The organism is Pseudokineococcus basanitobsidens (assembly GCF_037482545.1).
GTDB lineage: Bacteria > Actinomycetota > Actinomycetes > Actinomycetales > Quadrisphaeraceae > Pseudokineococcus > Pseudokineococcus basanitobsidens.
Genome location: NZ_JBBIAA010000008.1, coordinates 1 through 22,097 on the forward strand (window position 1 = coordinate 1; position 22,097 = coordinate 22,097).

22 protein-coding genes and 1 pseudogene are annotated in these 22,097 nt (G+C 78.6%); 10 read left to right on the plus strand and 13 right to left on the minus strand.

Annotated elements, in window-relative coordinates; all coding sequences use genetic code 11:
- Window positions 1-285, plus strand: a pseudogene (locus tag WDZ17_RS08895) (hypothetical protein); the annotation flags it as partial.
- A gap of 350 nt (window positions 286-635) precedes the next feature.
- Here the strand turns inward: WDZ17_RS08895 and WDZ17_RS08900 are convergent.
- The 4 genes from WDZ17_RS08900 to ssd are packed head-to-tail and all read right to left on the minus strand — an operon-like array spanning window position 636 to window position 4,703.
- Window positions 636-1,253, minus strand: coding sequence for a type II secretion system F family protein (locus WDZ17_RS08900; protein ID WP_339574794.1), 618 nt, complete (start codon window positions 1,251-1,253; stop codon window positions 636-638).
- A gap of 5 nt (window positions 1,254-1,258) precedes the next feature.
- Window positions 1,259-2,038 (minus strand): type II secretion system F family protein, encoded by a 780-nt coding sequence (locus WDZ17_RS08905; RefSeq protein WP_339574795.1) that lies wholly within the window; start codon window positions 2,036-2,038, stop codon window positions 1,259-1,261.
- Window positions 2,035-3,426, minus strand: a complete 1,392-nt coding sequence (locus tag WDZ17_RS08910; protein ID WP_339574796.1) for a TadA family conjugal transfer-associated ATPase — start codon at window positions 3,424-3,426, stop codon at window positions 2,035-2,037. Before WDZ17_RS08910 ends, WDZ17_RS08905 begins: the two co-directional genes overlap by 4 nt.
- Window positions 3,423-4,703, minus strand: a complete 1,281-nt coding sequence (ssd, locus tag WDZ17_RS08915; RefSeq protein WP_339574797.1) for a septum site-determining protein Ssd — start codon at window positions 4,701-4,703, stop codon at window positions 3,423-3,425. The genes WDZ17_RS08910 and ssd overlap by 4 nt, the downstream gene beginning before the upstream one ends.
- A 261-nt stretch (window positions 4,704-4,964) precedes the next feature.
- On the opposite strand from ssd, the gene WDZ17_RS08920 reads away from it, so the two are divergent.
- Window positions 4,965-6,077, plus strand: a complete 1,113-nt coding sequence (locus tag WDZ17_RS08920) for a hypothetical protein (protein ID WP_339574798.1) — start codon at window positions 4,965-4,967, stop codon at window positions 6,075-6,077.
- Window positions 6,074-7,231, plus strand: a complete 1,158-nt coding sequence (locus WDZ17_RS08925; RefSeq protein WP_339574799.1) for an endonuclease/exonuclease/phosphatase family protein — start codon at window positions 6,074-6,076, stop codon at window positions 7,229-7,231. The genes WDZ17_RS08920 and WDZ17_RS08925 overlap by 4 nt, the downstream gene beginning before the upstream one ends.
- A 4-nt stretch (window positions 7,232-7,235) precedes the next feature.
- On the opposite strand, the gene WDZ17_RS08930 is transcribed toward WDZ17_RS08925, so the two are convergent.
- Together WDZ17_RS08930 and WDZ17_RS08935 are read right to left on the minus strand one after the other, a co-directional pair.
- A complete protein-coding gene (locus WDZ17_RS08930; RefSeq protein WP_339574800.1) occupies window positions 7,236-8,363 on the minus strand; it encodes a serine/threonine-protein kinase in 1,128 nt (375 codons plus the stop codon).
- Window positions 8,360-8,860 (minus strand): hypothetical protein, encoded by a 501-nt coding sequence (locus tag WDZ17_RS08935; protein ID WP_339574801.1) that lies wholly within the window; start codon window positions 8,858-8,860, stop codon window positions 8,360-8,362. The genes WDZ17_RS08930 and WDZ17_RS08935 overlap by 4 nt, the downstream gene beginning before the upstream one ends.
- A gap of 288 nt (window positions 8,861-9,148) precedes the next feature.
- On the opposite strand from WDZ17_RS08935, the gene WDZ17_RS08940 reads away from it, so the two are divergent.
- The 5 genes from WDZ17_RS08940 to WDZ17_RS08960 all read left to right on the plus strand — a co-directional run bounded on the left by WDZ17_RS08940 (window position 9,149) and on the right by WDZ17_RS08960 (window position 14,857).
- Complete coding sequence (locus tag WDZ17_RS08940) at window positions 9,149-9,457, plus strand: DUF485 domain-containing protein (protein ID WP_422631918.1); 309 nt, start codon at window positions 9,149-9,151, stop codon at window positions 9,455-9,457.
- A gap of 2 nt (window positions 9,458-9,459) precedes the next feature.
- Complete coding sequence (locus WDZ17_RS08945) at window positions 9,460-11,124, plus strand: monocarboxylic acid transporter (RefSeq protein ID WP_422631919.1); 1,665 nt, start codon at window positions 9,460-9,462, stop codon at window positions 11,122-11,124.
- 117 nt (window positions 11,125-11,241) lie between these two features.
- Window positions 11,242-13,245, plus strand: a complete 2,004-nt coding sequence (gene acs, locus WDZ17_RS08950; protein WP_339574804.1) for an acetate--CoA ligase — start codon at window positions 11,242-11,244, stop codon at window positions 13,243-13,245.
- Between the two features lie 200 nt (window positions 13,246-13,445).
- A complete protein-coding gene (locus tag WDZ17_RS08955; RefSeq protein ID WP_339574805.1) occupies window positions 13,446-13,823 on the plus strand; it encodes a phage holin family protein in 378 nt (125 codons plus the stop codon).
- Between the two features lie 53 nt (window positions 13,824-13,876).
- Window positions 13,877-14,857 carry an alpha/beta fold hydrolase gene (locus tag WDZ17_RS08960; RefSeq protein WP_339574806.1) on the plus strand — a complete coding sequence of 327 codons (981 nt, stop codon included), beginning with the start codon at window positions 13,877-13,879 and terminating at the stop codon, window positions 14,855-14,857.
- 43 nt (window positions 14,858-14,900) lie between these two features.
- Here WDZ17_RS08960 and WDZ17_RS08965 read toward each other — a convergent pair whose 3' ends face one another.
- A complete protein-coding gene (locus WDZ17_RS08965) occupies window positions 14,901-16,130 on the minus strand; it encodes a MarP family serine protease (RefSeq protein WP_339574807.1) in 1,230 nt (409 codons plus the stop codon).
- Entirely contained in the window at window positions 16,127-17,056 is a 930-nt protein-coding gene (locus WDZ17_RS08970) for an NUDIX hydrolase (protein ID WP_339574808.1), read from the minus strand. The genes WDZ17_RS08965 and WDZ17_RS08970 overlap by 4 nt, the downstream gene beginning before the upstream one ends.
- 236 nt (window positions 17,057-17,292) lie before the next feature.
- Between WDZ17_RS08970 and WDZ17_RS08975 the strand changes: the two genes are divergently transcribed.
- Window positions 17,293-17,817, plus strand: a complete 525-nt coding sequence (locus WDZ17_RS08975; RefSeq protein WP_339574809.1) for a hypothetical protein — start codon at window positions 17,293-17,295, stop codon at window positions 17,815-17,817.
- A gap of 46 nt (window positions 17,818-17,863) precedes the next feature.
- Entirely contained in the window at window positions 17,864-18,574 is a 711-nt protein-coding gene (locus WDZ17_RS08980) for a Crp/Fnr family transcriptional regulator (RefSeq protein ID WP_339574810.1), read from the plus strand.
- Here the strand turns inward: WDZ17_RS08980 and WDZ17_RS08985 are convergent.
- The 5 genes from WDZ17_RS08985 to WDZ17_RS09005 form a co-directional block, all read right to left on the minus strand.
- The gene (locus WDZ17_RS08985; RefSeq protein ID WP_339574811.1) at window positions 18,571-19,416 is read right to left on the minus strand and encodes an MBL fold metallo-hydrolase; all 846 of its coding nucleotides are present in this window, start codon (window positions 19,414-19,416) and stop codon (window positions 18,571-18,573) included. The genes WDZ17_RS08980 and WDZ17_RS08985 overlap by 4 nt on opposite strands.
- Window positions 19,417-19,514: 98 nt before the next feature.
- A complete protein-coding gene (locus WDZ17_RS08990; RefSeq protein ID WP_339574812.1) occupies window positions 19,515-20,399 on the minus strand; it encodes an NUDIX hydrolase in 885 nt (294 codons plus the stop codon).
- A 59-nt stretch (window positions 20,400-20,458) separates the two neighbouring features.
- Complete coding sequence (locus WDZ17_RS08995; RefSeq protein ID WP_422631920.1) at window positions 20,459-20,962, minus strand: RidA family protein; 504 nt, start codon at window positions 20,960-20,962, stop codon at window positions 20,459-20,461.
- Window positions 20,959-21,114 carry a Sp36 family protein gene (gene sp36, locus WDZ17_RS09000; protein ID WP_339574814.1) on the minus strand — a complete coding sequence of 52 codons (156 nt, stop codon included), beginning with the start codon at window positions 21,112-21,114 and terminating at the stop codon, window positions 20,959-20,961. The genes WDZ17_RS08995 and sp36 overlap by 4 nt, the downstream gene beginning before the upstream one ends.
- Window positions 21,115-21,191: 77 nt before the next feature.
- Complete coding sequence (locus tag WDZ17_RS09005; protein WP_339574815.1) at window positions 21,192-22,052, minus strand: DNA-formamidopyrimidine glycosylase family protein; 861 nt, start codon at window positions 22,050-22,052, stop codon at window positions 21,192-21,194.
- Between the last annotated feature and the right edge of the window lie 45 nt (window positions 22,053-22,097).

Consider the following 22,097-nt stretch of genomic DNA (forward strand, 5'->3'; position numbering starts at 1 on the left):
CACACGACCAGCAGCCCCAGCAGCAGCAGCCCCGGCAGCAGCGACAGCCCCGGCGGTAGCGGCGGCAGCAGCGGGGAGAACCCCCCGGACGACGACACCGGCTACCCCGACCACGACACCGCCGCCACCGACACCACCTGGACCCGCCAGGCCACCGCACGCCACGACACCCCACCCGACGCGCCACGTCGCTCCGAGCACGGCGACGGCACGCAGCACCCCACCGACGGCCACGACGACCAGCCCCCCGACTCCTGGCGCGACGACCGACCACCCCCCTTCTGAGGTCGGGCGGTCGTCCAGCAGGTCGGTGCGATCTCCGCGAGCACCGCCGGCACGGGCCCGCTCGCCGGCCACGAGGTCGCCGGCGTCTCCCCGTACCGACCGCCGCCCCGTGGCACGGCGAGCCCTCGGGACACCGGCGCCCGACCTGTGGACGGACATCCACCTCGGTGCGCCCCGGTGAGGTGGTCCGACCCACGAGGCGTCCCGGCAGCATCGGCGACCAGGGGCGGCCCCCGACGGACGAGCGGTTCCTCCCCGGCGCGGGCCGGCCCAAGGAGCCTCCGCGCTCCTCCACGGGAGGCTCGGCCCAGCCCGACGGTGCCCGCGGACGAGGTGCGGTCGACGTGACGTCAGCCGCCGCTGGACACCACCTGCTGCGCCAGAGCCAGGACGACGGGGAGCACGCCGACGGCGGCGAAGGCCGGCAGGGCGCAGGCGCCGAGAGGGACGACGAGGCGGACGCCGAGCGCCTGCGCCCGGCGCTGCGACTCCCGGGCGCGGTGGCGCCGCAGCTCCGTCGCCGCGTCCCGGAGCAGGCCGGCGCCCGGGGCGCCCGCCCGCAGGGCCAGGGCGAGCGGCGCGCGGAGCGGGTCGAGCCCGGGCGACGCACCGGCCCACGCCTCCTCCCACGACGCCCCCAGCCGCAGCAGCGCGCACCGTCGCCGGAGCTCCGCGTCCTGGGCCGACGGCCACGCCCCCGCCATCGCGGCCGCCGACGCGCCGAGAGCCGTGGTGGGCGTCGCACCCGCCTCCAGCGCCGCACCGGTCAGGTCGAGCAGCAGGGGGGTGTCCAGGTCCGGCAGGCCTCGACGGTGCCGACCCGCAGGACCGTCGCCGCCCTCGCGACCGGAGGAGCCCTCGGGATCGGCGGGTCGCGCCGCACCACGCACGAGGCGGACCAGTCGCCCGGGCCCTGCGGCCGGCCGGCCCACGACGACGGCCGCCAGGAGGAGGAGACCGACGAGCATCCCGGTCACCGCTGCCGCCCGGCTCGTACGCCGCGGGCAGGACGGCCACGCTGCCCGCGTGGTCCGGTCTCCGCGCCTCGGACGAGGGCTCTGGACCACCACCAGCCCACGAGGCCGAGGGCCACACCCACGACGGCCGCGAGTCGACCGACGGCCGTGGTGGTCAGCACGACGAGCGGCTCCGCGCCGACCGCCTGGCCGAGCAGGACCCCCGCCACCGGCAGCCCCAGCAGGACCCGCGCGGTCGCCCGCGGCGCCGCCAGCGCGGCCTCCCGGGCGTCGCGGGCGTCGGCCTCGTCCCGGAGCGCCGAGGCGACACCGGTGAGCACCCGCGCGGCCGGGGCCCCCGTGTGCTCGCACAGGTCCATCGACGCCGTGGCCGCGGCGAGCGCGGCAGCCGCGCCCCCGCCCTCCGCCCGCGCCGCCGGTAGGCACGCCCGCAGCGCAGCGGCCACGGAGGCACCTTCCGCCGCCGCGACCGCCGCTCCTCGCCAGGCACCACCCGGCCCCGGACCGGCGACGTCCGTGAGGTGCTGCCACGCCGCGGCGGGTGCGAGGCCCGCACGCAGCAGGACGGCCAGCTGGGCGACCTGCGCCGCCGTGTCCGGCGCCGGTGACCGCGCGTCCCGCCGCACGTGCTCGTGCCACCACGACGGCGGCTGCCGCCGGGCGCCGTCCTGCGGGGACGCCCTCGCGAGCACCCGGACCAGGCGACCTCCGGCCGACGGCCCGACGAGCACCCCCGCGCCGCCGAGGACGAGCACGGCGACGACGAGGCCGGTCACCGGTCGGCCTCGTCGTCGGCCCGTGGCGTGGCGCCCGCCCGCAGCGCCGCGGGCAGCGCCGGCACCGCGGAGCCCGTGCTCGAGGACACGCCGTCGGACGGCGACCCGTCGCCGCCCGGGGCGGGCGGGCCGGCACCGGGCACGGGCGCCGCCCCCGGGTCCAGCCCGAGCCGCGCCGCGAGGTCCGGCCACCCCGGCCCCGTCCCGGCAGCCGTGAGAGCCGGGAGGACGACGAGCTCGTCGCCGCGCCGGCCGACGACCGCCACCTCCTCGAGCCTGCGACCGCGTCCGTCGCGGCGCAGGTGCAGGACGACGTCGAGCGCGCTCGCGGCCTGGGTGGTGACGGCGCGGGCGTCCAGGCCCCCGAGGGCGCCCAGGGCCTCGAGCCGTGCCGGGACGTCCGCAGCCGCGTTGGCGTGCACGGTGCCGCACCCGCCGTCGTGCCCGGTGTTGAGGGCCGTGAGCAGGTCCCGGACCTCCGCCCCGCGGCACTCCCCCACCACCACGCGGTCCGGCCGCATCCGCAGCGCGTGCCGCACGAGCTCGGAGAGGCCCACCTCGCCCGCACCCTCGACGTTGCCGTGGCGCGCCTCGAGGCGGACGACGTGCGGCAGCCGGGGACGCAGCTCACCGGAGTCCTCGACGAGCACCACGCGCTCGCGCGGGTCCGCGAGGCCCAGCAGGGTCGCGAGGACGGTCGTCTTGCCGGTGGACGTCCCCCCGCTGACGAGAAAAGCGAGGCGCCGCTCGACCACGCGCCGCAGCACACCCGTCCAGCCGGCGGGGACGGAGCCGCTCGCCACGAGCTCCTCCAGGGAGAAGCCCTCGCGAGCGGGCACCCTGAGGGAGACGAGGGTGCCCGACGGCGAGACCGGGGGCAGCACCGCGTGCAGGCGGACCCCGTCGGCCAGCCGGGCGTCGACGCACGGGCTGGCGTCGTCCAGGCGCCGTCCCGCAGCGGCCGCCAGCCGCACCGCCATCGCGCGCACGGCGGCCTCGTCGCCGAGGTCGAGGTGGGCCCGGCGCAGACCTCGACCACGGTCGACCCAGACCTCGCTCGGCCCGTTGACGAGGACGTCGCTCACGTGCGGCTCGTCGAGCAGCACCTGCAGCGGTCCCGCGCCGACGAGCGCGGCGCTGATGGCCGGCGCCGCGCCGAGCACACCCCCGGCCCCCAGCACCTCGCCGCTGGCCCGCAGCGCATCCGCGACGGCCAGGCGCGTGACCGCGGCAGCGCCCCCCTCGGCGGGAGGGCCGTCCGACCGGCCGGCGGGGCTGACAGGGCCGGGGGCGCTGAGCGCGGCTCGCACCCGCACCAGCAGGGCGGGGTCGACCACGTGCCCCCCCGGCGCGGGAGCCGACGCCGCCGGGCGGTCCTGCGTGCTCATCGACCCGTCCCCGCACCGGTCGTGACCGCACGAGCCCCCGGGCCGGGGCCCGGGGCCGGAGCGCCGGGGGGCCTCGACGGGCCGGCCCGAGGACGCCACCCGCGCCGACCCGGGAGGTCCCCGACGGCACCGGACGGGGCGGACGTCGGGACGGACGTCGGGACGCCGACGCCCGCGGGATCGGCGCGCGCCAGGTCGCCGAGGGCGCCCCGCGCCCACCGGACGAGGGCCCCGTCACGACCGGGGAAGGGCCGACCACGCAGCTCCGCGGCCGCGACGTGCGCGTCGTGCGGCACGACGCCGTCGAGCGGTCGGCCCAGCGCCCGCGCCACCTCCACGGGTCGTGGGCCCCCGCCGCGTCCGGCGGGGGCGCGGACGACGACGCGGACGTCCGTCCCCGGCGCGCAGCGGTCCACGTGCGCCAGCAGCCGACCGGCTGCGACGCCGGCCCGCACCTGACCGGGCACCACGAGCACCAACGGCCCGACCAGGGCGAGGAGGTGCTCGACGCCGCGCAGGCCGCGCGGCAGGTCCAGCACCACGAGACCGTGGCTGCGCCGCGCCGCGTCGACGACGGCCTCCGAGGCCGGCGGCGGCACCCTCCCCCCGCCCGCCGCCGGGGCGACCTCGGTGCCCGTCGCCGGCGCCAGCACGTCGACCCCCCAGCGGCGGGGCAGCGTCCCCTCGAGGACGTCCGGGCGCAGCGCGCCCCGCACACCCGCGAGGTCGGCCCAGCGCAGGCCGGCCGCGTCCTCCAGCCCCACCAGCACGTCAGCACCCCCGCCGAGGTCGTCCAGGTCCGCGAGCAGGACGCCGCCCCGCGCGCTGCCGGTGCCGGCGCGGGCCAGCGCGACCGCCAGGACGGAGGCGCCCGCACCGCCGCACGCCCCGGTGACGCCGACGACCGTGCCGTCGGCCCCGCGGTCGTCCGCGGCCGCGAGCAGGACGTCGACGAGCTCCGCCTCGCCCGTCGGCAGCTGCACGACCCCCCGGGCCCCGACCTCGAGCGCGGCGCGCCAGACCGCGTCCGGTGCCGCGTCGGCCGTGACGACCACCCTCGGCGTGGACGTCGGCGGTGGCCCTGCCGTGTGCTCGAGCGCGTCCGCCCCCCAGACCTCGAGGGCGGCCGCGGGCAGGGCGACCCCCGGGTCCGGGGGCGCGCGCAGCACCTCGACGGACGTGCCCGCCGCCGCGGCGCACGCGCGGACCCGCTCCTCCAGCCACGCCGACCCCGTGACGAGCACGACGCCCCGCGACGACGTCCCCCGGCTCAGCACACCCCGCACCACCTCCGCACCGCGCCGCCCCGGAGCGGGCGGACCGGTGCAGCACAGCGCGGCACGGACCGGTGCGGGCCCGCGGGCGGGAGCCTGTGGAGGACGCGCCGCGGCCGGGGCCTGTGGACGCGACCGGCAGGAGGGCGGGCGCAGCGCCGCGCAGCCCCGTCCCTACGGTGACGCCGTGGAGGTCACCGTCGCCCGGGCCCGGACCGGTCGTGCCCGCCTCCACGGCCGCCCCCAGGGAAGGGGGGTCCTCCCGTGAGCCGCGACGCCCTGGGGGCCCCCGACGCCCACGGCGCCTCTCCGGGGCCCGACCTCCCCGAGCCCACCTCGACCGGGCGCGTGGACGACCTCGACACCGTCGGCTCACCGGTCGACGACGGGGGCGCAGGGGGGTGGACCAGGAGGGCCCCGACCCGTCCGACCTCCGGCCGGGGCCGCCTGCGCGGCGTGGTCGCGCTGCTCGTCGCCGCCCTCGTCGGGGCCTCGGCCGCCCTGCTCGCCGAGCGGGGCGCCGACGACGGGCCGCCGCCGCTGACCCTGCTGCTCGCCTGGGGCGGCGGCTCCCCCACCGACGCCGAGGACGACGTGGTGGTGGAGCTCGTCGTCGCCAACAGCGGTCCGGAGGACCTCGTCCTCACCGCCGCGGGGACGGGCGGGCCGTCGCGGCGCCTGGAGGGAGAGCTCGAGCCCAGCGGCCTCGGCCTCGCGGGCCGCCGGACGGGCACGGACGCGACGCCGGGCTCCGAGGTGGTCGTGCCCGCGCGCAGCACGGCCGCGCTCGGCCTCCGGCTGGAGGTGTCGTGCACCGACCCACCCCCGTGGCGGCCCTGGGTGGAGGTGCGTTCCCCCAGCACGGCGACGGAGGTCGTCGACCTGCCCGCCGTCGACGACGTCCTCGGCAGCGGCGACGACGCGCTCCTGGACGCCTGCACCGCCTACTCCCCGCTGCTGCTCACGCCGTCCGTGGTCGGCCAGCGCACGGACCCGGACGGGCTCGTCCTGCAGGTGCGCAACGACACCGACGTGCCCTACCGGGTCGAGGTCGTCGACGGCGGGGTGGCCGGGCTCTCCCTCGCCGACGCCGGCGTGCGCCTGGCCCCCGCGGCGACGACCGACGTCGCCGTCCGCGTCGCCCCCGACGACTGCGCCGCCGCCCTCGACGCCCCGGACCTCCTCGCCGACGTGTCGGTCTCCGCGGTCCGCCTCGAGGACGGTCAGGGCCCCGCACGGGCGACGCTCGTCCTCGACCCCTTCGCCGCCGGCGCCCAGGTCGGCGTCGGCGTCGGTCGCGCCTGCGCGGGGACCGCCGCCGAGGAGGGGCCGGGAGGGACGTCGGACGACGGGTCCGAGGTCAGGCGGGTGCCGTGACGGGCGCCGAGGTGGCCGCCTGCACGGCGGTGCTGGTCGCCGCGGCCGCCCTCACCGCGTCCCGCTGGTGGGACGTCGACCCCGGCCGCCCGGGCGCCCCGCTGGTCGTCCGGGCCCAGGCGCTGGTCCCCGGGGCAGGGGGCGCGGCGCTCGTCGTGCTGGCCGCGGCGCTGCCGGCGGGCGCCGGCGCCCTCGCCGCCGCCGCCGCGCTCCTCGTGGCGGTCCACGCGGCGCTGGCGGCCCCCGGCTGGTCGGCCGGTGCCGCCCCGTCGGCATCCCCCGGCCCGGAGCAGGCGCCCACGGGGCCCCGCGTCCGGCTGCTGGCGCTGAACACCTGGTACGGGCGGGCGGACGCGCGCGCCGCCGCCGCCCTCCTGCAGCGGCTGCGGCCCGACGTGGTCGCCCTGGTCGAGCTCACGCCCGCCGGCCTGGACCGGCTCGAGAGCGCCGGGGCCCTGGAGCACCTGCCCCACCGCGCCGGGCGCGCGGCCGAGGGCGGGGTCGGCACGCTGCTCGCCGCGCGCTGGGCGCTCGAGGAGGTCCTCGCCGACGACGACCTCCCGCGGCGGGGCGCGGTGCCCGGCGTCCCCCCCGCCGAGCCGGCGAGCGACAACCCCGCCGCCGTCGTGCGGGTGCCGGGGGGGTCGGGGCTGCTCGTGCGCGCGGCGCACCCCTACTACCCGGCCCTCGGCGACGTCCGTCCGTGGCGGCACCAGCTGGCGGCGCTGGAGCGCTGGTGCCGACGGAGCACCGGGGAGGCCACGCCGCACCTCGGCGGGCAGCGCACCGCGGCCGCGGCGGCCGACGCCGTGGTCGTGCTCGGTGACCTCAACGCCACGACCGACCACCCGGCGCTCCGCCGCCTGCTCCTGCCCCGCGGCCCCATGCGGCTCGCCTCCCGCGCCGCCGGCCGGGGCCGGTCCCCCACGTGGCCGGTCGTCGCGCCGCTGCCCGGCCTGCGCGGCCTGGTGGCGCTGGACCACGTGCTGGTGCACGGCGCGCAGGTGCTGCGGGCGGGGACGGCCCCGCTGCGGGGTACCGACCACCGGGCGGTCTGGGCCGACGTGCTGCTGCCCGGCGGCGGGGACGACGTGGCCCGGGACGACGTGGCCCGGGGCGCCGGGCTCGACGACCCGTCCGGGCTCGACCGGTAGGAGGTCAGCCCCCGAGGCAGCGCTGCACGTCCGCGGCGCGGCGGCGCTCGGCCTCCGTGGTGGTCTCCTCCTGCGCCCGCGCCCGGACCTCGCGCTCCCGTCGCCGCGCGGTGCCGTAGTGGCCCGGCAGGTCCCAGGCGTCGGTCGCCGCGTCGGCCGTGACCATCTGCCCGACCCCGTCCTGCGCGACGTCGGCCCCCTCCCGGTGGCCGGGGACGCGCCGTCGACCGGCGCCACCGGACGTGCGCCCGGCGCGCCCCGCCCCGAGCAGCCCGACCGCGCCCTCGCCCACGCTGGTGAGCACCCCGACCGGGTCCTCGTCGACGAAGAGCTCGAGGTGCGCCGTCGCCAGCGCGCTCGTCGCCCCGGCGCCGACGCCCACGACGGCGGCCGCCGGGAGCGGGACGAGGGCGAGCAGAGAGGCGACGGCGCTGCCGTCGGCGTAGGCGTCGACCGCCTCGGCGTTCGCCCGCACCCACTCCCCGTAGCCGTCCTGCACGCCGTCGCGCCAGAGCCGCACGAGGAGGGGGCGGTCCGGCTCCTCGCGCAGGGCGCCCCCGGACCAGGGGGCACGGAGCCCGGCGTCGACGGCGGCAGCCATCGTCCGGGCGCGCACGAGCGCCGCCTCCGTGTAGGCGACGTGGAGCGTCTCGGCCTGGGCGGCCACGGACGCCGGGCTCACGAAGGAGGGGTCACGGACCGCCGCCAGGACCGTCGTGCCGGGACGGCGGCCGTGCAGGGTGTCCTCGAGGGTCGCGCCCCGCAGGTCCAGCAGCGCGTCGGGGACCACGACCGGGGCCGCGCGCGCCTCCCGCATCTGCCGCTCGAGGTCGTCCGCCCGCGCCTGCCAGCGGACGAGCTCGTCGGACCACTCCTCCACCACCCCGGACAGCCGGCGCACGGACCCGGCGACGCACCGCAGCGAGCGCGGGAGTGCCTCGACCCGGGCGCGGTGCTGCTCGGCCGCGGGCCCGGACCACGCCGGCGCGTCCGCGAGCGCCGTGCGGGCGGCGTCCTCGAGGCGTCCGCCGAGGGCCCTCAGGTCGTCGGCGAGCGCGCGCACGCCCGCCACGTCCCCGGGGCACGGGTCCCACCCGAGGGCCGGCAGGGCCCGTGCCGCGTCGGTCCTCACGGCTGCCCGGACGGTGCCGCCGGGTCGCCGGCCCGCAGGACGGGCGCGGCCGGGACGGGGGCCGGGAGGGGGGCAGGGAGGGGTGCCGGGAAGGGCGGCGGCAGCGGGAAGAGCACCGTCGCGGCGGCGGTGCCCGGCTCGAGCGCCGTGCCCGGGGCCGCGAGGTCGGCGGCGCGGACCCGGCCCGCGGCCGTGCTCTCGCAGTCGTCGTAGCCCGAGGCGGCCGTCCCCAGGTCGCGGGCCGCGACGTCGGCCAGCTCTCGCAGGGCCCGCACGTGGGTGCCCCAGTCCTGCTGGGCCTGCTCCAGCCCGGTCACGAGCGGACGGGCGCCGAGCGCCGTCCCGTCGGCCGCAGCCATCCGCGCCCCCGCGGCCGCGAGGTCCGCCGCCACCTGCTCCAGCCGCGCCCGGACCCGCGCGAGCTCCGCGGTGTCGACGGCGAGGGCAGGTCCCGCACCGGCCGCCCCGCCGCCCGCGGCTCCCCCGGATCCCGCCATCGCCCGCGCTCCTCCCGCTCGACGTCCCCTGAGCCGCGCACGCTAGGGCGGCTCGACGGAGGGCGCCGAGACCCCTGTGGACGACGACCGGGAGGGCCCTGGGTCGGCGCGTGAGGCATCTCACATGTGGGACGTCCCGGGGCAGAGGCCGCGCGCGTGCGACCCTTCGCCGTCCCCGGGCCGCCAGGGCCCGGCCGTCACCTCCCGGCACCGCCGCCGGGGAGCAGGAGGCCCGACGTGTCCTCTCCGTCCTTCGAACCGACAGACCGGCCGCCGGCCGGCGGGGACCTGGCGACCGCCGAGGAGGTTCAGCAGACCCCCGACTTCGCCGCCCTCCGCAGCAGCTTCCGGCGCTTCATCTTCCCCGTCGCCGGCTTCTTCCTCGCCTGGTACGCGCTCTACGTGCTCCTGGCGGCCTTCGCCCCCGGCTTCATGGGCATCCGCGTCGGCGGGAGCACCATCACCGTCGGCCTGCTCATGGGCCTCGGGCAGTTCGTCACCACCTTCGTGATCACGATGGTGTACCGCTCGTGGGCCGACAAGCGGTTCGACCCGCAGGCGACCGCGCTCCGCGAGCGCATCGAGGGGGTGGCGTGAGCGTGGACGCCCGTCTCGCGGCCGCGCCGTCGACGCTCGACGTCGGCTCCCCCGTCCTCAACATCGCGATCTTCCTGGGCTTCGTCGTCATCACCCTGGCGATCGTCCTGCGGGCCAGCCGGAGCACGAGGACGGCGGCGGACTACTACGCCGGCGGCCGCAGCTTCACCGGCCCCCAGAACGGCTTCGCCATCGCCGGCGACTACCTGTCCGCGGCCAGCTTCCTCGGCATCGCCGGGGCCATCGCCGTGTACGGCTACGACGGCTTCCTGTACTCCATCGGCTTCCTCGTGGCCTGGCTGGTGGCCCTGCTCCTGGTCGCGGAGCTGCTGCGCAACACCGGCAAGTTCACGATGGCCGACGTCCTGTCGTTCCGGCTGCGGCAGCGCCCCGTCCGCATGGCCGCGGCGCTCGCCACCCTCGCCGTCTGCTTCTTCTACCTCATCGCCCAGATGGCGGGTGCCGGTGGTCTCGTGGCGCTGCTGCTGGGGATCGAGGGCCAGGCGGGGCAGTACGTCGTCGTCGCCGTCGTCGGCGTGATCATGATCGCGTACGTGCTCATCGGGGGCATGAAGGGCACGACCTACGTCCAGATGGTCAAGGCGGTGCTCCTCATCGCCGGCGCCGTCGTCATGACCGTCTGGGTGCTGGCGCGCTTCGGCTTCGACCTCACGGCCGTGCTCCAGGGCGCCGTGGACACCTCGGCCGCCCAGGGGCTGGAGGACGCCGAGCGCCTCCTCGAGCCGATGCTCCAGTACGGCACGAGCACGACGACGACGATCAACTTCCTCTCGTTGTCGCTCGCCCTCGTCCTCGGCACCGCCGGGCTGCCGCACGTCCTCATGCGCTTCTACACGGTGCCCAGCGGCAAGGAGGCCCGCCGCAGCGTCGTGTGGGCCATCTGGCTGATCGGCATCTTCTACCTGCTCACGCTCGTGCTCGGGTACGGCGCCGCCGCGCTGGTGGGCCGCGAGGACATCCTCGCCGCGCCGGGCGGCGTGAACTCCGCGGCGCCGCTGCTCGCCTTCGAGCTCGGCGGGACGGTGCTCCTCGGCCTCATCGCCGCCGTCGCCTTCGCGACGATCCTGGCGGTCGTCGCCGGCCTCGCCATCACCGCGGCGACGTCCTTCGCGCACGACATCTACGCCAGCGTCCTCAAGAAGGGCACCGTCAGCCCGGACGGCGAGCTCAAGGTGGCCCGCCGCACGGTCGTCGTCATCGGCCTCGTGGCGATCCTCGGCGGCATGGCGGCGATCGGCCAGAACGTCGCGTTCCTCGTCGCCCTGGCCTTCGCCGTCGCGGCCAGCGCGAACCTGCCGACGATCCTCTACTCCCTGTTCTGGCGGCGCTTCACCACCCGCGGGGCACTGTGGAGCATGTACGGCGGGCTCATCAGCACGGTCGTGCTCATCGCGTCCTCGCCCGTCGTCAGCGGCCGGGTCGACCCGGTGACGGGGCTGAGCACCTCGATGATCCGGGACACGTCGGTCGACTTCTCCTGGTTCCCGCTGGACAACCCGGGCATCGTCTCGATCCCGCTGGCCTTCTTCCTCGGCTGGCTGGGCACGGTCACGAGCACGCCGGAGTCCGACCACGACGCGAAGGCCGCCCAGATGGAGGTCCGGGCCCTCACGGGGGCAGGATCGGAGAAGGCCGTGCAGCACTAGCCCGCCCACCACGACGACGAGCACGACCGCAGAGCAGGTGGGTGCCGGCCCGTCCCTCGCCGGGGACGGGCCGGCACCCGCACGTGACGACGACGCACCGCTCGAGGAAGGAACCCCGTGGCCGCCCAGCAGGAGCCCCAGCAGGAGACCTACCCGCCGCCGCCGGACCTCGCGCGCGACGCCGTCGCGCAGCCGGAGCTGTACGAGCGGGCCGACGCCGACCGGCTCGCGTTCTGGCACGACCAGGCGAAGGAGCTCCTGTCCTGGGAGACCGAGCCGACCGAGGTCCTGGACTGGAGCCGGGCGCCCTTCGCCCGGTGGTTCGCCGACGGCCGGCTCAACGTCGCGCACAACTGCGTCGACCGGCACGTCGAGGCCGGCCACGGCGACCGCGTCGCGATCCACTGGGAGGGCGAGCCCGGCGACCGGCGCTCGATCACCTACGCCGAGCTCGGCCGCGAGGTGCGACGGGCCGCCAACGCCCTCGAGGCGCTCGGCGTCCGCCGGGGCGACCGCGTCGCGCTGTACCTGCCGATGATCCCCGAGGCCGTGGTCGCGATGCTCGCCTGCGCGCGCATCGGCGCCCCCCACTCCGTGGTGTTCGGCGGCTTCAGCGCCGACGCGCTGCGCAGCCGGGTCGACGACGCCGAGGCCGTCGTCGTCGTCACGGCCGACGGCGGCTACCGCCGCGGGGCCCCGGCGGGGCTGAAGGCCAACGTCGACGAGGCGCTCGGCGACCCCGCCCGCGGCGGGGGCTCGGTCCGCACGGTCCTCGTCGTGCGCCGCACCGGGCAGGACGTGGGCTGGGACGACGACCGCGACGTCTGGTGGCACGACGCCGTCGACGGCGCGAGCGAGGAGCACGAGGCGCCGGCGCTGGAGGCCGAGCACCCGCTCTTCATCCTCTACACCTCCGGCACGACCGGGAAGCCCAAGGGGATCCTGCACACGAGCGGCGGCTACCTCACGCAGGCGGCGTACACCCACCGCAACGTCTTCGACGTCCGTCCCGAGTCCGACGTCTACTGGTGCGCCGCCGACATCGGCTGGGTCACCGGGCACAGCTACATCGTCTACGGGCCGCTCGCCAACGGCGTGACGCAGGTGATGTACGAGGGCACCCCCGACACCCCGACCCGCGAGCGCTGGTGGGAGGTCGTCGAGCGCTACGGCGTCACGCTGCTCTACACGGCGCCGACGACGGTGCGGACCTTCATGAAGTGGGGCGCCGAGCTGCTCGAGGGCCACGACCTGTCGAGCCTGCGGCTGATCGGCAGCGTCGGCGAGCCGATCAACCCGGAGGCCTGGACCTGGTACCGCACGCACGTCGGCTCGGGCCGCACGCCGGTGGTGGACACGTGGTGGCAGACGGAGACCGGCGCGATCATGATCTCGCCGCTGCCCGGCGTCACGACGACCAAGCCCGGTTCCGCCCAGCGCACCCTGCCCGGCATCTCGGCCGCCGTCCTGGACGACGCCGGCGAGCCCGTCACGGACGGGCAGGCCGGCTACCTCGTGCTCACCGAGCCGTGGCCGTCGATGCTCCGCGGCATCTGGGGCGACGACGACCGCTACGTCGAGACGTACTGGTCGAGGTTCCCCGGCCGGTACTTCGCCGGTGACGGTGCCCGGCTCGACGAGGACGGCGACGTCTGGCTGCTCGGCCGGGTGGACGACGTCATGAACGTGTCCGGGCACCGCCTGTCCACCGCGGAGATCGAGTCGGCGCTCGTCAGCCACCACCGCGTGGCGGAGGCCGCCGTCGTCGGCGCCTCGGACGACACGACGGGGCAGGCGGTGTGCGCCTTCGTCATCCTCCGCGCCCGGGAGGACGCGGAGGACGCGGAGGACGCAGAGGACGAGGGGGTCGGGGGCGAGGACGGCGAGGCGCTCGTCGCCGAGCTGCGGGACCACGTCGCCAAGGAGATCGGGCCGATCGCCAAGCCGCGGCAGGTCCTCGTCGTCGCCGAGCTGCCCAAGACCCGCTCCGGGAAGATCATGCGGCGGCTGCTGCGCGACGTGGCCGAGGGCCGCGAGACCGGCGACGTCACCACGCTCGCCGACAGCTCGGTCATGGGCACCATCCGCGCCGGGATGGGCGGTCCCGCCGCGGACGGCTGAGGGGGTCCGCGGCGGTCCCGGAGGCCGCTCCGGCGGGCGTCGGGGGCGGCACCTGCGTAGGCTCCGCGCCGGTGATCACCGGTGGTCCGCGGACCGCAGGTGCCGCGGCCCGGGGGCGAGCACAGACGTGCGCGGCCCCGGCGCCGTGAGCACGAGGTCCGCGTGCGACGCGCCGCGGGCGAGACGTCTGGAGGAGTGCAGTGGCAGAGGACAAGACCGTCGGGCAGCTGGTCGTCGACGTGAAGCGGGACGTGACGGCCCTCGTCCGCACCGAGATCGCGCTGGCCAAGGCGGAGCTCAAGGACGACGCCAAGGCCGCCGGCATCGGCGCCGGGATGTTCGCGGGGGCAGCCCTCTTCGGCTTCTTCGCCCTCATGCTGCTGCTCGTCGGCGGGTCGCTCGCGCTGGCGCTCGTGCTGCCCACGTGGCTGTCGTTCCTGATCGTCGGCGTGCTCCTCCTCGTCGTCGCGGGCGTCCTGGCCCTCGTCGGCAAGGGCCGCATCTCGAAGGTCAGGCCGCCGGAGCGCACCATCGCCACGGCCAAGGAGTCGGCGCAGGCCCTCAAGGGCGTGCGCTGACCGACCCCGTCGCCGGCGGGTCCCCGGCCCGCAGCGGCGCCGTGGAGGACCCGGTGCTCGTCCCGGGGCCGTGGGAGCACCGTCTCGTGCCGGCGGGGGGTGCGCGCTTCCACGTCGCGGTCTGCGCCCCCTCACCCGGCGGACGGGCCACGGCCGGGACGGTGGGCGGCGGCGACCTCGTCGTCCTGCTCCACGGCTTCCCCCAGCACTGGTGGGCCTGGCGGCACCAGCTGGTCTCCCTGTCCGCCGCCGGTCACCGGGTCGCGGCGATGGACCTGCGGGGCTGCGGCGCCAGCGACAAGACCCCTCGCGGCTACGACACCCCGACGCTCGCCGCCGACGTCGGCGGGGTCGTGCGGGCGCTCGGCGCGACCCGGGCGGTCGTCGTCGGGCAGGGCCTCGGGGGCGCGGTGGCTCGTGCCATGCCGGCGCTGGAGCCCGCCACCACCCGGGCCGTCGCGGTCCTGTCCGCCCCGGAGGCGCCGCTCTCCGCGCTGGCGGCGCTGGGGCCGCGTCACGTCGTCACCCACCGGCACGCCGTGGGCCTCCAGCTGCCCGTCCTCGGCGGGCGCCGGCTGCGCGGCGACCTGGTCCCCGAGCTGCTCGCCCGCTGGGCGGGCCCGGGGTGGCCGAGCCCGGCCGAGGCGCAGCGCTACGCGGCGGCGATGTCGGCCCCCTGGGCCGCCCGGGCCGCCGTCGAGCGGCACCGGTGGGAGGTGCGCTCCCCCCTGCGTCGTGACGGCCGGCGGCTGAGGGCCGCCCTGGAGCGCCCGGTCGACGTGCCGTTCCTGGAGGTCCGCGGCGAGCTGGACGGGCTGACCCCGCCCGTCGCGGCTCGTCGCCCCGGCGGGCGTCACCCCGGGGGACGTCCGGGGGGACGCGCTGCCGGGCGACCGGGGCACCGGGTGGAGGTCCTGCCTGGCGTCGGGCACTTCCTCGCCGAGGAGGCGCCCGAGCAGGTCGGCACCCTCCTGCGGGACTGGCTCGCCGACCTCGACGGCGCCGGCCCGCCGCCGTCGGACCCGGCCGCCTGACGGGACCTCCCGCCGCGCCGGTGCGGCGGGCCGGTCGGCGACCTCACCCCGTCGTGCAGCCCTGGGTGTCCACGGGACCCGACGCCGACGACGCCGCCTCCAGCACGGGGGCCGACTCCTCCAGCGTCAGGGCGTAGCCCGTCCCCGCGTCGTCGACCGAGCGGGCGAAGACGACGCCCACGACGTCCCCGTCGAGGTCCACGAGCGGGCCGCCGGAGTTGCCGGGCTGCACGTCGGCGCGCAGCGCGTACACCTCCCGGACGACGCCGGGGTCGCCGTAGACGTCCTCGCCGAGCGCGCGCACCACCTGGCGCACCGTCGCCGCCTCGACGTCGTACGGCCCGTCCAGCGGGAAACCGACGACGGCCGCGGCGTCCCCGGCCGCCAGCTCCTCCCCCAGCGGCAGCGCCGGGGCCTCGAGGTCCGGGACGTCGAGGACGGCGAGGTCCCGCTCGGGGTCGTAGAGGACGACCGTCGCGCCCAGCGGCGCGCCCTCGCCACCGACCTGGACCGACGGCGCGTCGACGCCGGCGACGACGTGCGCGTTGGTGACGACCCGCCCCGGCGCGACGACGAAGCCGGTCCCCTCGACCCCGCGACGGCACTCCTGCGCCACGCCCGTGACCTTGACGACGCTGCCGCGCACCTGCCCGGCCACGGCGCGGGCCTCGGCGGACGCCGCGGGGTCGGGCGGGCTCGCCGGGGCGATGGCCTCGCGTCCGTCGGTGAAGACGCGCGGGAAGCCGCCGGCCTCCAGGGCCGACCCCAGCTCGGCGAACACGCTGCCCGCCTCGACGGGTGCGGCGTCCTCGACGGCGGAGACGACCGCGCTGCCCTCGACGGCGCGGGTGAGCACCGGCACCGGCGCGGCGCGCAGGGCGCCGGCGGCGAACCAGACGAGGACGGCGAGCACCGCCAGCGACATGAGGGCGCCCAGCAGCCCGTCGAGCACCCGCAGCGGCGTCCAGGGCACGAGGGCACGCAGCCGCACCCCCACGGCGACGAGCAGCGCCTGCCCGAGCAGGGCCGCGACGAGGACACCGCCCAGCACGAGCACCGTCCGCTGCCACGGCGGCTCCCAGCCCGCGAGGGCGTCCGGCAGCAGCGCGGCGGCGGCCCACCCCGCACCGACGAAGCCGACGAGGGACAGGGCGCCGAGCACGAGCCCGCGCCGGAAGCCCGACAGGACGGACAGCACGGCCAGCAGGGCGACGACGACGTCGGTGATGAGGCCGGCGCTCACCACGTCCGTGCCCGGCAGCGTCGGGGTCACGGCGCGACCTCACCGGCGGCGGTGGGCGCCGCGGCGGTCGGGCCCGGCGGCACCCGCGGCGGGGCGGGCGCCGGGACGACGCGCGCGTCGTCCCAGCCGGGCGCGAGCCCGGCCGCGTCGAGCAGCGCCGAGAGCAGCGCGGCGGTGAAGCCCCAGACCAGCATCGCCCCGTCCTCTTCCTCGGACGCGGCGTCCCCAGACGCGGCGTCCCCGGACGCGGCGACCACCTCGAACCCCGGGCCCTCGCCACGCTGCCGGGCGCCCTGCACGCCGTCGGCGGCGGGCACCCGCCGGTCCCAGCGCACGCGGACCCGGCGCCGCGGGTCGAGCAGCTGCGCCACCGGCACCCGCAGGACGCGCACGACCTCGTCCGGGTCGCCCGGGGCCACCGGCGAGGGCCGGGGCTCCCAGGCGAGCACGGGGGTGACGGCGAAGCCCTCGGGCGGCACCCGCAGCACCGGCATCGTCGCGAGGACGTGGACGCCGTCCGTCGCGAGCCCCGTCTCCTCCCGGGCCTCGCGCAGGGCGGCCCCCACCGGGCCGCCGTCCCCGGGGTCCACGGCTCCCCCGGGCAGCGCCGGCTGGCCGGCGTGCGTGCGCAGCCCGGCGGCGCGCTCCAGCAGCAGCACGTCCCCGGGTGGACCGACGGCGCCGCGGGGGTCGGCCGCCCGGGGGCGGTCGGCGGCCGGGGCTTCTCCCGGCGAGAGGCAGACGAGCACCGCGGCCGCCCGTCCCTCGCGCCGGCCCGCGGGCCCCCCGGCCCGGCCGAGGACGGCCAGCTCCTGCGCCGCCCTCGGCGCCCCGTCGACGACGGCCCGCACCCAGCCGGGCGGCGCGCCCGTCCCCGGCCCACCCGCGGGTCGGGAGGACGCCGGGCGCGGGGTCCGGGGACCTCGCGCGGCGGGGGGCGCGCTCTCGACGGGCACGGCTCGACCCTACGCACGCCCCCGACGTCGCCGGTGCCGTCGTCGTCCCGCCCCGGGGCCGGGTGCTGCGGGCCGCGGGTCACCGCACCGGCTGCGCCGGCAGACGCCCCTGCGCCGCAGCGGTTCCGAGGCGGGCGAGCCACCAGTCGCACCGCCGTCCCCCGGTCGCCCCGGCGCACGGGTGAGGGCCCACGGCCCCTCTCAAGCGGTATCCGGGCACCGACGACATCTGCACCATGGACGGACAGCCGGACCCGCTGCGGCGCGAGCGCGCCGAGCTCGTGGCGCGCGCCGAGCGGCTGCGCCTGTGGGCGCGCCTCGTGCGCGCCCGCACAGACCTCCTCGTGGCCCAGCTGTGCCCCCCGACGGGCGAGGAGGGGGCCGTGGACGAGGACCTCGACGACCTGGCCGCGCTCGTGCTGGACGTCGGCGGCGGCGTGGGCGGCGACGCCGCCCCCCAGCAGGACGGGCGCCCGTACGACCGCGCCGAGCACCTGCTGGCCCTGCGCGAGGCGCGCCGCGCGCTGCAGCGTCGCGAGGAGGCCCTCGCCGACCGCCTGGGCTGGTCCACCGCGCGCCTGGTCCTCGCCGGGGCCCCGACCCACGACGGCTCCCGCCGGGCCGGGGGTGGGGACGCACGCGTCCTGATGATCCCGCGTCCGCGGGGGTCCGACGTCGTCGGCCCGTCCGCCGCGGCCTCCGTCCCGAGCGCCCCGGCGGGGTCCCCCGTCGCCCTGGAGGGCTGGCACACTCCCGCGTGAGCGGGGCCGTGCGGGGCGGACGCCGCAGGACGCAGGGAGCTGGTGCGTGGACCCGGTCGTGCGCGACGCCCCGCTGCTGCGCGGGGTGGGCGACGCGGCCGCCGAGGCCCTCATGGCCAGCATGACGCCGGTGGACCTGGCCCGCGGCGACGTCCTGTTCTCCGAGGGCGACGCGGGCGACCGCCTCTACGTCGTCGTCGCCGGGACGGTGAAGCTCGGACGCCGGGCGCCGGACGGGCGCGAGAACCTCCTGGCCGTCCTCGGCCCCAGCGAGATGCTCGGGGAGCTCTCGCTCTTCGACCCCGGCCCCCGGACGGCGACGGCCACGGCCGTCACCCGCGTGGCGCTGGCCGGCCTCGGGCCCGACGACCTCGAGCGGTGGCTCGACGGCCGGCCGGAGGTGGCGCGGCACCTGCTGCGGGCCCTCGCCCGTCGCCTGCGCCGCACCAACGACTCCGTCACCGACCTCGTCTTCACGGACGTGCCCGGGCGGGTCGCCAAGATGCTGCTCGACCTGGCCGACCGCTTCGGGCACCCGGCCGCGGGCGCGTCCCCGGACGGGTCGGCGGCCGGCGACGACGGCGTGCGCCAGGTCCCGCACGGGCTCACCCAGGAGGAGCTCGCCCAGCTCGTCGGCGCCTCGCGGGAGACGGTCAACAAGGCGCTGGCCGACTTCACCGCCCGCGGGTGGATCCGGCTCGAGAGCCGCGGCGTCGTGCTGCTCGACGCCGAGCGCCTCGCCCGGCGCGCGCGCTAGGCGTCCCGCCCGACGCCGTCGGCCCGCGCTCCCGAGTGCCCTGCGTCCCCCGGTCCGACGCCCCCCGGCTCGGCGTCCCCGAGCCCGGCCTCCCCGAACCCGGCCAGCAGCGCGAGCGCCGCGGCGGCGGAGCGCTCCGCCGGCGCCCGCAGCTCGGGCGCCAGGCCCGGGTAGACGACGGCGACGACCTCGGCGGGGGTGGTGGCCCCCGCCCGCACGGCCGCCGCGACCTCCTCGACCCGGTGGCGCCGGTGCGACCGGTAGTGCGCCAGCACCGGCGACGGGTCCTCCAGGACGGGGCCGTGGCCCGGCAGCAGGAGGTCGACGTCCTCGTCCTCGACGACGCGGGCGAGCCGGTCGAGCGTCGCGAGGTAGTCGCCGAGATCACCGTCCGGGTGCGCCACGACGCTCGTCCCCCGCCCGAGGACCGTGTCACCGGTCAGCAGCGCCGCCGGGCCGTCCGGGGGCCGCAGGAGGAGGCAGACCGAGTCGGCGGTGTGGCCCGGGGTCGCCAGCACGGTGAGACGAGCTCCGGCGCAGGGCAGCTCGTCGCCGTCCACGAGCCCTCGCCCGTCGGCGACCCGCAGGTCCGCCCGCACGGCCCGCACGGGGACCGGCACGCCCGTGGCGCCCGCGGCCGTCCCGGCGAGGCGGCGGGCGCCCGCGCTGTGGTCGGCGTGGTGGTGCGTCAGCACGACGCACGCCACGCCGCCGTGCTCGTCGGTCGCCGCCCGCAGGACCGCGTCGAGGTGCGCGTCGTCGTCGGGCCCCGGGTCGACGACGACCGCCGGCCCCGCCCCGGGAGCGCCCAGCACCCAGGTGCTCGTCCCGTCGAGGGTCATCGGACCGGGGTTGGTCGCCAGGACGCACCGCGCCACCGGGGTGACGCGGCCTCCCCGCCACGGCGGCGCCAGGTCGTCCGGCCCCGCCCCTCGTCCGCTCACACGGCGCCCACGGGGTCGGGGTGCTCCGGCAGCTCGGCGAGCAGGTGCGGGTCGTCGGGCAGGCCGGCGACCCGCGGCAGCACCTCCGTCAGCGACCGGCGCGTCCCGAGCAGCGCGACGAGGTCCTCGGCGGCCGCGAGCTCCTCGAGCGCCACGCGCGTCGGCGGCAGGAGCCGGACCCGCCCCTCGGCCTCCGCGTCCAGGACGGCCGCCGGGCGCCACCAGCCGCCCTCGACGGCCTCCGCCTCGTGCCCGTCCTCGCCGAGGTGCCGCGCGCGGGCCCCCGCCGGGACGGCCGCGAGGAAGAACCAGGTGTCGTAGCGACGCTCCGCGGGCTCCGGCGTCGTCCATCGGGCCCACGGGCGGAGCAGGTCGCTGCGCAGCGCGAGGCCGCGACGGCGCAGCAGGTCGGACAGCGCGAGCTCCCGACGGGCGAGCGCCGCGCGCTCGGCGTCCTCCTGCCCGGGGGGCAGCCCGACGCCGCCGGGCGCGGCGGCGTCGGGACGCGGCTCGTCGACCTCGGCGAGCAGGACGCCGCACTCCTCGTAGGTCTCCCGCACCGCGGCGCACAGCAGCGCGGCGGCGTCCTCGTCCGGCAGCCCCAGGCGTCGACCCCAGCCGTCGACGGGCGCGCCCCGCCAGGGGACGTCCGGGTCGGCGTCCCGCGCGTCGAGGCCCCCGCCCGGGAAGGCGGTGGCGCCCGGCGCCGAGGGGAGGCCGTCGGCGCGGCGCAGCAGCCACACCTCGACGCCCGTGCCGGCGATCGCGGGCTCGCGCACGAGCATCACCGTCGCGGCGGTGACGGGCTCGGCGGGCGGCAGGGGCACGCCCCGCGCCACGCGGGCACGCAGGTCGGGCGGCAGCGGGAACCGGCGGAGCACGGGTGAGGACCTCCCCCTGGTCGTCAGCGGGGTCGTCAGCGGGGTCGTCAGCGGGGTCGTCAGCGGACGACGAGCGCCTGCAGCTCCACCTCGACGGGCGCGTCGAGGGGCAGCACGGCGACGCCGACGGCGCTGCGGGCGTGGGTGCCGGCGTCTCCGAGCACCTCGCCGAGGAGCTCGCTCGCGCCGTTGACGACGGCCGGCTGACCGGTGAAGGACGGGGCGCTGGCGACGAAGCCCACGACCTTCACGACGCGGACGTCGTCGAGCGTCTCGCCGTCGCGCAGCTGCGAGGAGACGGCGGCCAGCGCGTTGAGCGCGCAGACCCGGGCGAGCTCGGCGGCCTCGCCGGGCGGCACGAGCGCCGGGCCGGTCGGGTCCGGGACGCCGTCGCCGACCTTCCCGGTCGTCACCACGGCGCCGTCGCGGATGGGCAGCTGGCCAGACGTCCAGACGACGTCCCCGGCGCGGACGGCCGGCTGGTACGCCGCCAGGGGCGGGACGACCTCCGGCAGCGTGAGCCCCAGCTGCGCGAGGCGGTCGAGCGCGGCGACCACGCTCAGCCCTTCGGGCGCTTGAGGTAGGCGACGAGCCCGTTGCCGTCGGGCCCCGGGATGACCTGCACGAGCTCCCACCCGTCCTCGCCGAAGTTGTCGAGGATCTGCTTCGTCGCGTGGACGATGAGCGGCGCCGTCATGTACTCCCACTGCTGCATGCCCGCGACCCTAGCCGGGCCGCCCCCGGGCGACGCCTGCGAGCGGACCGCCGCCCGCCCCCCGCCCGCAGCGGTCCTCAGCCGCTGCCCGGCTCGGCCCGCACCGGCGGCTCCGGCTGGCACCGCGGGCACCACCACGTGCGGCGCTGCTCGGGGTCCCCGGCGACCTCCTCGCGCACGAGCACCGTCGTGCCGCACCGCAGGCACGGTCGCCCGGCCCGCCCGACGACCCAGTGCGAGCGCCCGCGCCGCGTGTCCCCCGTCGTCACCTGGTAGGCGCCCGGAGCCGTCGCCGAGTGCCGCAGCATCCGCGCCGCCAGCGCGACGAGCGGCGGAAGGTCCACGTCGCCGACGGGCGTCCACGGGTCGAGCCCCCGCAGGAAGCACGTCTCGTCCGCCCAGAGGTTCCCCACGCCGGCGAGGTTGCGCTGGTCGAGCAGCGCCGGCTTGATCCCGCGGGCGGGTCGGCCCGCGAGCCGCCGCACCGCCTCGTCGGGCCCGCCCCGGGCCCACCCCGGCCCCAGCAGGTCCGGCCCGAGGTGCCCGACGACGTCGTCCTCGTGCGCCGTCTCGACCAGCTCGACCACCGGCATCTGCAGCGCGGCCGCGGTCGGGCCGGGCGCCCCGTCGACCACGCCCGGGCCGCCCGTCGTCGTCAGCAGCACCCGCACGTCCGGCTGCACCCGCCGCGGCAGGACCTTCCCCGGTGCCAGGACGGTCCACGACCCGTCCATCCGCAGGTGCGTGTGCAGGGTGATGCCGCCGCCGAAGCGGGTCAGCAGGTGCTTGCCGACCGACGACGTCCCCAGCACCGCCCGCCCCGACAGGTCCGCCGTCGCGTGCCGCGGCACCCGCAGGTCGCTGCGCGCCACGACGGTCCCCCGCAGCCGCGCGTCGAGCGTCCGCGCCACCAGGTAGACGCTGTCCCCCTCCGGCACCCGGTGATCGTCACCCGCGGGACGCCGTCCGGCACGTCGCGGGCG

Bases quoted from the DNA above. Each gene is read 5' to 3' on its own strand.
- WDZ17_RS08975 (WP_339574809.1), top strand. From the start codon at position 17,293: ATGGACGGACAGCCGGACCCGCTGCGGCGCGAGCGCGCCGAGCTCGTG.
- sp36 (WP_339574814.1), bottom strand. From the start codon at position 21,114: ATGCAGCAGTGGGAGTACATGACGGCGCCGCTCATCGTCCACGCGACG.
- WDZ17_RS08910 (WP_339574796.1), bottom strand. From the start codon at position 3,426: ATGAGCACGCAGGACCGCCCGGCGGCGTCGGCTCCCGCGCCGGGGGGG.
- WDZ17_RS08985 (WP_339574811.1), bottom strand. From the start codon at position 19,416: ATGACCCTCGACGGGACGAGCACCTGGGTGCTGGGCGCTCCCGGGGCG.
- WDZ17_RS08935 (WP_339574801.1), bottom strand. From the start codon at position 8,860: ATGGCGGGATCCGGGGGAGCCGCGGGCGGCGGGGCGGCCGGTGCGGGA.
- WDZ17_RS08900 (WP_339574794.1), bottom strand. From the start codon at position 1,253: ATGCTCGTCGGTCTCCTCCTCCTGGCGGCCGTCGTCGTGGGCCGGCCG.